This is a genomic window from Alkalihalobacillus sp. BA299 (genome assembly GCF_017745675.1).
Taxonomy (GTDB): Bacteria; Bacillota; Bacilli; order Bacillales; family Bacillaceae_F; genus Alkalihalobacterium.
On the sequence record NZ_JAFLJM010000005.1, the window covers coordinates 206,855 to 219,259 of the forward strand.

At 35.5% G+C, this 12,405-nt stretch carries 10 protein-coding genes; 7 read left to right on the forward strand and 3 right to left on the reverse strand.

Annotated features, from left to right (window positions below):
- Positions 1 to 32 precede the first annotated feature (32 nt).
- The gene (locus J0N78_RS08830) at positions 33 to 752 is read left to right on the forward strand and encodes a YebC/PmpR family DNA-binding transcriptional regulator (RefSeq protein ID WP_209122671.1); all 720 of its coding nucleotides are present in this window, start codon (positions 33 to 35) and stop codon (positions 750 to 752) included.
- A 117-nt stretch (positions 753 to 869) separates the two neighbouring features.
- Here J0N78_RS08830 and J0N78_RS08835 read toward each other — a convergent pair whose 3' ends face one another.
- The 3 genes from J0N78_RS08835 to J0N78_RS26490 all read right to left on the reverse strand — a co-directional run bounded on the left by J0N78_RS08835 (position 870) and on the right by J0N78_RS26490 (position 3,300).
- Positions 870 to 1,274: a hypothetical protein gene (locus tag J0N78_RS08835; RefSeq protein WP_209122672.1), complete on the reverse strand. Its 405-nt coding sequence runs from the start codon at positions 1,272 to 1,274 to the stop codon at positions 870 to 872.
- Between the two features lie 268 nt (positions 1,275 to 1,542).
- Complete coding sequence (locus tag J0N78_RS08840) at positions 1,543 to 2,727, reverse strand: class I SAM-dependent rRNA methyltransferase (protein ID WP_209122673.1); 1,185 nt, start codon at positions 2,725 to 2,727, stop codon at positions 1,543 to 1,545.
- A 192-nt stretch (positions 2,728 to 2,919) separates the two neighbouring features.
- Positions 2,920 to 3,300 (reverse strand): DUF5658 family protein, encoded by a 381-nt coding sequence (locus J0N78_RS26490; protein ID WP_374193894.1) that lies wholly within the window; start codon positions 3,298 to 3,300, stop codon positions 2,920 to 2,922.
- A gap of 291 nt (positions 3,301 to 3,591) precedes the next feature.
- Here J0N78_RS26490 and J0N78_RS08845 point away from each other — a divergent pair, with 291 nt between their 5' ends.
- The 6 genes from J0N78_RS08845 (at position 3,592) to J0N78_RS08870 (ending at position 12,347) form a co-directional block, all read left to right on the forward strand.
- On the forward strand, positions 3,592 to 5,631 hold the full coding sequence (locus J0N78_RS08845) for a penicillin-binding transpeptidase domain-containing protein (RefSeq protein ID WP_209122674.1): 2,040 nt from the start codon (positions 3,592 to 3,594) through the stop codon (positions 5,629 to 5,631).
- 567 nt (positions 5,632 to 6,198) lie between these two features.
- Complete coding sequence (locus J0N78_RS08850; protein ID WP_209122675.1) at positions 6,199 to 6,342, forward strand: hypothetical protein; 144 nt, start codon at positions 6,199 to 6,201, stop codon at positions 6,340 to 6,342.
- 227 nt (positions 6,343 to 6,569) lie between these two features.
- On the forward strand, positions 6,570 to 7,016 hold the full coding sequence (locus J0N78_RS08855; RefSeq protein WP_209122676.1) for a hypothetical protein: 447 nt from the start codon (positions 6,570 to 6,572) through the stop codon (positions 7,014 to 7,016).
- 241 nt (positions 7,017 to 7,257) lie between these two features.
- Entirely contained in the window at positions 7,258 to 8,331 is a 1,074-nt protein-coding gene (locus tag J0N78_RS08860; protein ID WP_209122677.1) for a branched-chain amino acid aminotransferase, read from the forward strand.
- A 424-nt stretch (positions 8,332 to 8,755) separates the two neighbouring features.
- The gene (locus J0N78_RS08865) at positions 8,756 to 11,479 is read left to right on the forward strand and encodes an ATP-binding protein (RefSeq protein WP_209122678.1); all 2,724 of its coding nucleotides are present in this window, start codon (positions 8,756 to 8,758) and stop codon (positions 11,477 to 11,479) included.
- Between the two features lie 13 nt (positions 11,480 to 11,492).
- Positions 11,493 to 12,347, forward strand: coding sequence for a CheR family methyltransferase (locus tag J0N78_RS08870; protein WP_209122765.1), 855 nt, complete (start codon positions 11,493 to 11,495; stop codon positions 12,345 to 12,347).
- Positions 12,348 to 12,405: the final 58 nt, after the last annotated feature.

A 12,405-nucleotide genomic window follows, 5' to 3' on the forward strand; every position in this document is an offset into this window, starting at 1 on the left:
TGTAGATTTAAAACTGAAAGTGAGTGTTCATTATGGGTCGTAAGTGGAATAATATTAAGGAAAAGAAGGCGGCGAAAGATAAAAATACGAGCCGAATTTATGCTAAGTTTGGTCGTGAGATTTATGTTGCCGCTAAGCAAGGAGAGCCAGATCCGGAAGCGAATCAAGCGTTAAAAGTTGTTCTTGAGCGTGCAAAAACGTACAGTGTTCCGAAGACGATTATCGATCGTGCGATTGAAAAAGCAAAAGGCGGATCTGAAGAAAGCTACGATGAGCTTCGCTACGAAGGTTTTGGACCAAATGGATCGATGATTATCGTTGATGCATTGACAAATAACGTAAATCGTACAGCAGCAGAAGTGCGTGCAGCTTTTAAAAAAAATGGAGGTAATATGGGGGTTAGTGGTTCGGTATCTTATATGTTTGATGCAACGACTGTTATCGGTGTTGAAGGAAAAACAGCAGATGAAGTACTTGAACTTTTAATGGAAGCTGATGTCGATGCAAAAGATATTTTAGAGGAAGAAGATACTGTTATCGTATACGCAGACCCTGACCAGTTTCATGAGGTGCAAGAAGCGTTCAATAAAGATGGCATTACCGATTTTACGGTGGCAGAGCTAACGATGTTAGCGCAAAATGATATTACGCTTCCAGAAGATACCAAAGAACAATTCGAAAAATTAATAGATGCATTAGAAGATTTAGAGGATGTTGGACAAGTGTACCATAATGTAGATTTAGGTGAATAATAAGTTGGATTAAAAAGCTTACTTTTGTGTGTAATGGTCATACAAGGGTAAGCTTTTTTAATAATGTGTAGTCGGTAACTCAATAACATCGCTTAATTTCATAGAGTTTTGATAAACTTAATCTAACGTTCCTGATAAAGTATAGAGCCATATTTTTTTAGTAAAACCATGGATTCGGTGGGGATGATATATTTCTATGGCGTTTGCTATTACAACATTGGATTTAACGGGAATGTTTTTCTTCAAGGTATGACAAGCAGATATTTGATATTCTTCGGGGTAGGCAAAGGTTGGACTGAAAGGTACTAAGACTTCAGCATATACTGTGGCATAAGTACACATCTCTGTGTGAGGTTTTTTTCTACTTGATATGTTTTGAACAGAAAAAATGTTTATTTCATGATGATAAAACCGTTCAAATAAGTGTAATAAATGTTCATTAGCTTCATTAACTGTTAATTCATAATTACTACGTGATGGCATCAAGACATTGGCTTCACATAATACCTTACATTTATACAATTAAGTTCACCCCATGCTCATTAATAACTTTAACTTCATATTATCAAAGTTGTCCAATGATGTTAAATAATAGCATCTTTTTTTCAAAAAACAACGCTTTTTAGGAAAGCGCAAAAAAAAAACACGAACAACGTCCGTGTCAAAAGAAAATCTATATAAATATAAAGGAGGGCAAATTGGATTTGACTCTATTTTATCTTTTTTACATTGCATAAGCGTTACAAAATATTTACATTCTGATCAAAAATTTAAGATGAACCTAATCGGTTTACCCTCTATTGGTTACCTCATAAATAGCAAATTTTAAGTAATCTCCTTCATCAGCACTCAGGAGTTTAGGATGGTCGTACCCTGCACCACTCCAATAAATTTGACGAAGGACTTTATGTGCATCAAAGGCAGCATCTTGCACCATTTCTTCAAACATATGTCCATGCACATGAAATGAACAACTGGCAGTTACAAAATAACCCCCATCTCGAACTAGTTTAAGGCCGTTTAAATTAACATCTTTATAGCCACGCAATGCTTTTTTTACAGCATGACGTGATTTTGCAAATGCAGGTGGATCGATGATAACGACGTCAAATTCAGTTCCTTTTTGAACTTCCTCACGTAGGTAATCAAAGGCATTAGCGACAATAAAGTCGACGTTTGTAAAACCGTTGAGATCAGCATTCTGTTTTGCTGTAGCAATCGCATGGTCTGAAATATCAACCGCTGTTACATGGTGCGCTCCATATTTACAAGCATTTAACATGAAAGAACCAGTATGCGTAAAGCAATCTAGAACAGTTGCTTTTGGGGTAATTAACGGTTTAATTGCTGCACGATTTTGTCTTTGATCGAAAAAGAATCCTGTTTTTTGTCCGCCTTCAATATCAACGACGTATTTAACGCCATTTTCTTCGATTTCAATTTCTGTTGACCCTTCACCATACCAGAAGCCTTTTTCTTGTTTGAGTCCTTCTAACTCTCGTACATAAACATCGTTTCTTAAATAAATGGCTTTTGGTTGGAAAACGTTAAGCAATGCTTCTAAAATAAGCTCTTTTCGCACTTCCATTCCTAATGCCATATTTTGAACGACTAACGTATCATCGTATTTATCGACAATTAGGCCTGGCAAGAAATCGGCTTCACCGTATATCGCACGGCACGAACGAACATTAGGAATAAACTGTTCACGATGTGCCCATGCTTTTTTCACTTTTCGATCGAAAAAGGCTTGATCGATGGCTTCGTCTTTTTCATAGGATAATATCCGAACGATCATTTGAGAATTTGGATTTATAAATCCTTTTGCTAAGAAAAAATTTTGATGATTATAAACATCAACGATATCACCTGGTTGATAATCACCTTCAATAGAAGCTACTTCACTTTGATAAACCCATGGATGTCCTTGCTCCAATCGTTTTTTGCGCTTTCGATTTAATACTACTTTTGCCACATTCTCAACTCCAATTTATCCTGGTGTTTGAACTTGTCTTCAGTATAACTGTTGGAAGTCCACATTATGTATTACCCTACATATCATACATAAATCCCCTTTCATTTACAATGAAAGGAGAGTCAACAAAAGGTAATAAACTACGAAATAGGATAAGAGAAGGCAGTCGTAAAACTAAGTAGAATGGAATAATCAAAGAGAGGGATAGGTACCCGCTAGAGGGTAAAATAGGAAATATGAGTAAATAACATATGTCGACCACCCGATGTGATAAATAAATACGCAAAAATAAATGATGACAGCAAAAGCTAATATTTGCTTTACGATGCCACTAGAAATAACATAAGGAACACAAATAATTAAAGAGATAGGGAGGGCAATCTTAATGAGGTAAAATAAAATGACACTTTTATCGTATATGGAATTTATGATAGGGTTCATTTCAGAGATGACAGCTTGACGTAATCCAATATCTGTAAATATTGCATCAGCAATAGATAGCAGCAAAAGGCAACAGGTTAGTAAATAAGGGGTTCGGTGTTGAATGATATGGTTAACCACGGGTAGGCACATCCTTCAATAGTATTCTTTATTAAGAATTTCGTTCTTAATAAAGAATACTATAAATTAAAGAAAAGTGAAAGAAAATTGAAAGAACTGAGCTTAAAAGGGTACGAAAAGACCTTTATCAAACAGAAGATGATTCAAATGTATGTGTTATGGGTATGACTGTACGCTTTGAGTCAGTTTTTTTTATTATTGAATTCGTTATAACTCATACGTTTTCAGGCGGAGTATCTATTGTTAGTAAAATTTGGTAAAATGAAGGGAAATCCAGAATATTGAAAATGAGAGGAGATGTCTATGGATAATCAGATAAAAAAAGTAGTCAGGTTAATTACTATATCCTTTATTTTTCTAATATTAGTAAGTTGTTCGGAGGAACTACCGACGCCAGAGGATGCATTAAGTGAGTTTGCAGCGCATTGGGAAAGTGGAAATTATGAATTAATGTATGGTTTACTTTCTTCTGATGCAAAAGAAACCATTTCAAAAGATGAATTTGTTGAGAGATATACGAATATTTATGACGGAATTCGTGCAGAAAGCCTTTCTGTAACGACTCCAACTAGAGATCCTGATGTAGAAATCGATAAAGCAATGACCGAAGTGATCCTCGAATTTGAACAAGCAATGAACACTGTCGCAGGTGAGCTTCGGTTTTACTCGACAGTTGATTTACGATTAGAAGAACAAGATGAGGTGAAAGAATGGAAAATCGATTGGACACCTGCGATGATTTTTCCTCCACTAGAACAAGGAGATGAAGTGAGGGTAAAAGCTTTAATTCCTGAGCGGGGAGAAGTCTTCGATCGAAACGGGGTAGCACTAGCAAAGAACGGGAGCGCACTTGAAATCGGTTTAGTGACTGGCAGAATGGAAGGACTTGAGAAGTATACGGTTACAGAGCTAAGTAAAGCTCTCAATATGTCAGAGAAGGTCATTGAGAATGCGTTGAATCAATCGTGGGTGAGACCTGATGTTTTTGTTCCAATCAAAACAGTACCAAAGGATCAATTGGACTTTGTTAACGAATTACGGGGAATTTCTAAAGGTGTAACCTATCGTGAAGTTCCAGCAAGAGAATACCCTTTAAGTGAAGCAGCGGCTCATTTAGTCGGATATATTACACCGATTACTGCTGAACTTTTAGAAAAGAACAAAGACAAAGGATATCATACGAATTCGTTCATTGGGCGAACCGGACTTGAAAGTTTATATGAAGGTCAATTAAGAGGAGAAAAAGGCGCTGTCATTTTTATTGTCGATGAAGAAGGGAATCAAAAAGATATACTTGCAAAAAAAGATGCTGTTGACGGGAAAACGCTCCAATTAACGGTTGATAGTCAAATTCAAGCGGTGATTTATCATCAGCTAAAAAAAGATAACGATGCAGGAACGGGTGTTGCTCTTCATCCAATATCCGGAGAAGTTTTAGCTCTAGTCAACGCTCCAGCTTATAATCCAAATGAATTTGTTTTAGGAATTTCTACGGAAACATGGCAAAATTATAACGAAGATGAAAATCGGCCTTTGCTTAATCGCTTTACACAGGCATATGCACCAGGTTCAACAATAAAAGCGTTGACAGCAGCTGTTGGTCTCAAGAATGGTTGGGATCCAAATGAAAAGCGCAAGATCAATGGATTAGGTTGGAGAAAGGATCCGTCTTGGGGGAGTTATGAAGTAAGACGCGTGAAAGACCCTAACCATGATGTGAATTTGTCAGATGCACTTGTTTATTCAGATAATATTTATTTTGCGCAAATGGCAATTGAGATAGGGGAGAATTTAGTTACAGAAGGCTTTCAGGCTTTTGGATTTGAGGAAAGTGTTCCGTTTGAATACCCATTGAAGATGTCTAAAGTTGCAAATGACAAAATTCAGTCTGAAGTTCAATTAGCAGATACAGCATATGGTCAAGCTGAATTGTTAGTCAATCCATTGCATATGTCGTTAATTTATACTGCATTTATTAATAGTGGAAATATTCCAAAGCCACTCTTATTTAAAAATGAAGACCCAATGCTATGGAAGGAAGATATGATTAATGATGAACATGCAGACCGTATTCTTTCAGACCTTTCACAAGTTATTGAAAGTCCCAGAGGTACAGCATCAACGGCAAAAATAGAAGGTATCCCATTAGCAGGAAAAACAGGTACGACCGAATATAAAACAAATCAAGCTGAACTAGGAAAAGAATTCGGTTGGTTTATTGCGATGAATACGGACAATCCTGAACTACTCGTTCTAATGATGGTTGAGAACGTGGAAGGTTCCGGAAGTTCCTATGTCGTCCCAAAGGTAAGAGAAGTGTTTTTGCAGGTATTAAAAAAATAAAAATTTACAAGGATTTCTCTATATGGAGAGGTCCTTTTTAAAAGAATAAGAAAGAAATACGCTACTTTAATGAGGAAGTTTAAATTTCGAGGATGTCTAGCTACAGCGCCCAGCGACTAGTGAGACTTCCCTCACCGCCGTACGATAAGTCAACATCAATTCACTAACATTCATTGTGTTTCCTTTATCTCCTGCGGCTCAGTCCAGTCCATACGTCGCTAAACGGGCGCTTTCGCTTTTCTTGTCTAGCTACAGCGCCCAGCGTCTATTGGACTTCGCTCTCCTCCTTACGATAAGTCAACATCGCCTCGCTAGCACTCGCCGTGTTTCCTTTATCTCATACGGAGGTCTCCAGTCCATACGTCGCTAAACGGGCGCTTTCGCTTTTCTTGGTATTTACATTCATTTTTTTCTAGGATGCAACGCAATATTTTAGTGTATGATCTGTTATTTTTCGTGAAAAATAACAACAGGGAATGGAGAAACAATAGTGATATGCGGTTTAATCCAATGTTGTTTCTTTTCAACCCATAGTCCCGATATTATTAATAAAAGGAGTCGTTCACTTTGGAACAACAATGTTTTTATTGCAATAGTGAACTAGAGGAAAACAACTTTCAATATGCTTCTTTTATACAAGATAGTGATCATGTTGAACAACCACTTTGTAAAGAATGCTATAAAGAGTGGCTAGCGGGAATTAAAGGGTAATGAAAAGGTAAGAGGCTAAATCACCAAAGTGTCAAGTACCTTCATACAATGTAGTGTACGTAAAAAGCACTCTGTATGTTTAAAGGAAAAAACACATAGTGAGTTAGCCTCTTTTTACTGTTTTCATATTACAAGCATGATTACGCAAAAAGTGAAATAGTTTAATGTAAGGGCTTGCAAATATAATATCATACTGGAGGGAATAAAATAGTAGCGAGGTGTAGCCATTGAAAAGAATACAATATAGTGATTTATCTATAAAATTAGATAAACAGCAGCTAGATCGACTGATTAAAGGCGTATTAAGTATGAATTATAGTATTTTCTGGGGATTTGACAGGGGTAAAATGATATTGAATATTTACTCTGCTGAAGCAAATCATAAACTAACAATGGTGAAACATAAACATTTTCTTGAATTGGTTGAGGTCGATATTAAGTCTGAAAAAATGCTTCAAAACTTAGATCAATGGGTGTTCATATCCCAAGAAATAAAACGAAAAGAACAAGGTGACCGAATGAGAAAGGAGCAGGATATTTATAATCGTATTGATCAATATTTAATGGACATGAGTGATTATATGAAGAATGGTGATGAAAAAACGGTTGAACATATAAAAGCGAAATTAGTTGAGCTTAATCAAGAGCTTTTAAAATTAAAACAGGGGCGTTAATCGATGGACCTGGCACTGAATATAGTGCTTTTTCTTTTGGTATTTTCATTTGATAAGGTAAACTAATGTAGAGCTTTTCAAATGATAAATTCATTTAAAATTTGGACAAGCACTTTCAATAATCGGTAATAGAGGGAATGAGGACTAGCATGATATAGCTGTTATATATTAGAATAAATAATAGTTATAGGTAAAGAAATAGAAATCTGAAAAAATGGTATGTCTTAGAAGGAGTGGGAAAATGAAAGAGCAGCTAACAATTATAGAAAATACGAATAGAAAACCGAGACTAGCAGATGATCAACTTGCTTTCGGTAAACAATTTACAGATCACATGTTTGTGATGGATTATTCAATTGACGTAGGATGGCATGATCCTCGAGTTATTCCATATGAGCCGATTACTTTAGATCCGGCAGCGATGATTTTTCACTACGGTCAAACGGTCTTTGAAGGGTTAAAAGCATATCGAACCGAGGATGAGCGGATTTTATTATTCCGACCTGAAAAAAATTTCCAACGCTTAAATCGATCGAGTGACAGATTAAGTATTCCAACTTTAGATGAAGAACTAGTACTAAGCTATTTACAAGAATTACTACGAATTGATCAAGACTGGATTCCAACTACAGAAGGCTATTCTTTATACATACGACCTTTTATTATTGCTACTGAACCAAATCTTTCTTTAGCTCCATCTGGTACATATCAATTTTACATCATTTTATCGCCCGTAGGTTCTTACTATCGTGAAGGAATTAATCCAGTTAAAATTTTTGTAGAAGAAGAGTTTACACGAGCTGTGCGTGGTGGTACAGGGATGGCTAAAACGGCAGGAAATTACTCAGCAGCGTATATTGCCCAGCAAAGAGCAACAGAAAAAGGTTTTTCTCAAGTTCTGTGGTTAGATGGCGTAGAGAAAAAGTTTATTGAAGAAGTAGGTAGTATGAACGTTTTCTTTAAAATCAATGGAGAAGTCGTTACTCCAAAACTAAACGGAAGTATTTTAGAAGGGATTACAAGGTTGTCGATTATTGAACTTTTAAAAGATTGGCAAATTCCTGTCGTTGAAAGAAGAATTTCCATTGAAGAAATATTCCAAGCCCACGAAGAAGGCAGACTAGAAGAAGTATTTGGTACAGGTACAGCTGCGGTCGTTTCTCCAGTAGGAGAGCTTACTTGGAACAGTCGTCAAATCACAATTAATAATAAACAAACGGGGGAGCTTGCTAAAAAGCTTTACGATACTTTAACAGGTATTCAAACAGGTAAACAAAATGACCCTTATGGTTGGACAGTAGAAGTGGAAAAATAATGGCTTGTTAGGATGCTGACAGAGGTGATTTTAAGTAGTTCCGACACTGTGGAAAAAAGCTAAAATAGCAGGTTAAAAGACATATGAAAACATAAGAGAACTAGCAAAGGAAATAACAATCATTTAGCTTATTAAGACGCTTAGATTTAAACGTCTAAGCGTTTTAATCTTATTCAAAGGCCCTAAATTAATATGCAATTTAGGATGCTTCAAGTTGATGCGTTATTCCTTATGTTTGTTTACGACAACAGAACACTTATAATAAAATGTACCTTTTTTTATAAAAAAAATGATAGAATGTATGAAATATTAGAATTGTTTGTATTTTATTGTAGAATCCAAACGGCTGATATAGTAAAATATCCATAAAATAGTAGTGAGTTTGACTTTGCATTCCTATCAATAATGAAAGGTTATGGAAGAAATGAAACTAAAAACAAAGCTATATCTTGGATTTGGATCAATTCTATTAATTATCGTTTTTTTGAGTATTAATGGTTTTTATACGATGCATCAACAAAAGGATCATATGAATGCAATCGTCAATGAAAACTATGAAAGATTGAAGCTCATAGAATTACTAAGAAATGAAATTAATACGACAGCCCGAGAAATTAGAGAACTTTTGTTAATGAGTGAGGATGCGGTACTAGAGGATCACATTAGTATCATTCAAAAGTCGCGAGTAGCATCAGCTGATTTATTTTTACGAATCGAAAGTATTCCTCGTTCCGTTGAAGAAAGTAGTCATGTCGTTTCACAACTTAAAGAACTGAATACCATCTATTATGAAGTCGTTAATAATGCCATACAATACGCTATAGAAGGCGATCAAGATGCTGGGATAAAAGTTCTGATTGACGATCATCGTGAAATGAGAGCTCAAATTGTAGAAGGGTTCGATAAATTAACTCAATTAGAAGAAAGTGCAATGCAACAAGCGCTTTCTAATGCGGAAGCAGACTTTCAATTTACGGTGCTCTTTTTAATCAGTCTTTTTATCGTCGCAGTAATAATTGTTATTGGTATTACGATTTCAGTCGTGCGAAGTATTACAAAAAGTATTTATAAAGTTCGAGATGTGATAACAAGTGTGCCAGGTCATGTTAATGAGCAATTACCTCGAATTGAAGTAAATTCAAAGGATGAAATTGGGGAAATTGCAGAGGCGTACAATGAAATGGCACATGCATTAGAAGACTACTCTAAACAAGAAAAGGATATAAAAAAGTATTTAGAAAATGAGAATTGGATAAAAACTAAGTATTCAGACATTATGAAGAAGTTTCAAGGACAACAGAATTTACAGCGGTTTGGGGAATTATTCATATCGAAGGTAGCATCTTCTGTTGATGCGACATACGGTGCATTTTATACAAAAGAAGAAGATCAAATTAATCTTATTGCCGGCTATGCCTCAAATCAGAACGAACGAGTCGGTAAAGAAACGATTAAGCTTGGGCAGGGGTTAGTAGGACAATGTGCACTAGACAATAAAGTCCTACATATTGAAGATTTGCCTGAAGGTTACATTTCTACGAAGTCAGGGCTTGGCGAAGCGTCACCGACATCATTAGTGATTTTACCGGTTGAAATCGAAGGTGAAGTGCTAGGAGTATTTGAGTTAGCTAAGTTTGAAAGGTTTTCGTCCTTGCAAATGAAGCTACTAAAAGAAGTAAGTGATTCATCGGGTGTGATTATTCATCGAATTATTAATCATATGCAAATTGAAAAGCTCTTATCTGATTCGCAAACGTTAACTGAAGAATTACAAGCACAGTCTGAGGAATTACAGCAACAACAAGAAGAACTGAGGTTGACGAATGAACAGCTGCATGTACAATACAAAAATTCAGATGAAAAAACAAAAGAGCTTGAGAAAATTAAGCGCGATCTAGAAGAAAAAAATAGAGGAATTGAATTGAGTTCAAAATATAAATCAGAGTTCTTAGCGAACATGTCACATGAACTTCGAACCCCTCTTAATAGTATGTTAATTTTATCACAAATTCTTTCTGAGAATGGCGAAGGAAATTTAACTGAGAAGCAAATTGAATATGCACTGACAATCCATTCGTCAGGTAGTGATTTACTCGACTTAATTAATGACATTCTCGATCTATCAAAAATTGAATCAGGGAAAATTGATGTTTATCCAGAACAGGTTCTATTAAGTGATGTAAAAGCATTTGTAGAACGTCAATTTAATCCAGTAGCACGGCATAAAGAATTAGATTTTAAAATTACGATTGCTGATGATACACCGAAGGTTATTTTTACAGATGATCAAAGATTAAAACAAATATTGAAAAATTTATTATCAAATGCATTTAAATTTACATCAAGAGGTTCAGTCAATCTACGTTTGAGCAAAGGTCATGATGATATTCGTTCTAAAATTGTCTTTTCAGTAGAAGATACAGGCATAGGTATTCCAAAACATAAGCAGCAAGAAATATTTGAGGCCTTTTTTCAAGGGGATGGTACGACGAGTAGAAAGTATGGCGGAACGGGTTTAGGCTTATCAATCACTCGTGAACTTTCACAATTGCTAGGCGGGTATGTAACGATTGAGAGTACGGAAGGAAAAGGAAGTACATTTAGTCTTCATTTACCTGATTATTATGAATTATCAGTAATTAGAAAATCGATGACGGCAGAAGTAGCTGCAACTCAAGAAAATAATGTTATAGTTATTGATTCACCTCATACTGATGATATGAAATTAGAAGTATCAAATGATGTCGACCCTACAGAAAATAACAACGAACCTTTTGAAAACAAAGTCGTTCTTGTTGTCGATGATGATATGCGAAATGTGTTTGCGATCACAACAGCACTTGAAATGCAAAATATGAAAGTGTTATTTGCTGAAAATGGTATAGAGGCACTTGAAATCATTAATAGCGACTCAACGATTGATATAGTCCTTATGGATATTATGATGCCAGAAATGGATGGATATGAAGCGATGAAGAAAATACGAGAAAGTGATGCATTTCAAGACTTGCCGATTATTGCTTTAACAGCCAAAGCGATGAAAAGTGACAAAGAAAAATGTATCATGGCTGGTGCGTCAGACTATATAAGTAAACCAGTAAAGATGGATCAATTATTGTCGTTAATAAAAGTATGGTTATATAAGTGAGGAAAAAATGCCAATGAGAATTTCTTCTGAAGATATAGAGGTGGATGTTGAAAAAATTGAAATTGACCTATTACTAGAAGGGATTTATCGTCATTACGGATTTGATTTTAGAAACTATGCCCTCTCTTCGGTCAAACGTAGAGTATGGCACAGAGTCCGTACTGAACAATTAAACACGATCTCTGAATTACAATCAAAGGTATTGCACGATCCAATGGTTTTAAAAAATTTATTAAACGATTTGTCCATAAATGTAACAGAGATGTTTCGTGATCCTAGTTTTTTTAAGGCGTTTCGAGATAAAGTTGTTCCTACTTTACGCAATTATCCTTTTATACGCATATGGCATGCTGGCTGCTCATCAGGTGAAGAAGCTTATTCGATGGCAATCTTACTACTAGAGGAAGGTCTTTATGATAAAACGAAAATATATGCAACAGACATGAATGAGGATATATTGGATAAAGCGAGAGAAGGAAAAATTCCTTTAAGTCATATGCAGCTTTACACAAAAAACTATCAGCAAGCGGGTGGGCACAAGGAATTTTCTGAATACTACACTGCACATCGTGATTATGTCCTTTTAAAGCCCTTACTAAAGAAAAATATCGTGTTCGCCCACCATAATTTAGTCACAGATCATTCCTTTAATGAATTTCATGTGATCATTTGTAGAAATGTGTTAATCTATTTTAACACTGCTTTAAAAAATAGAGTTTATGATCTTTTTTTTCATAGTTTAAGTGATGGTGGTTATTTAGGTTTAGGAAATAAGGAAGCGCTCACAAGCGGTGATACTTCACACTTTTATCAAGAAATTGATAGGGAGGAGAAGATTTATATTAAGGGAGTAACTAAAATCGTCTAACTTCTTCACTCTTCAATAACTATACTCTAGATTGCCGAATAACATAAAACTACTAAAG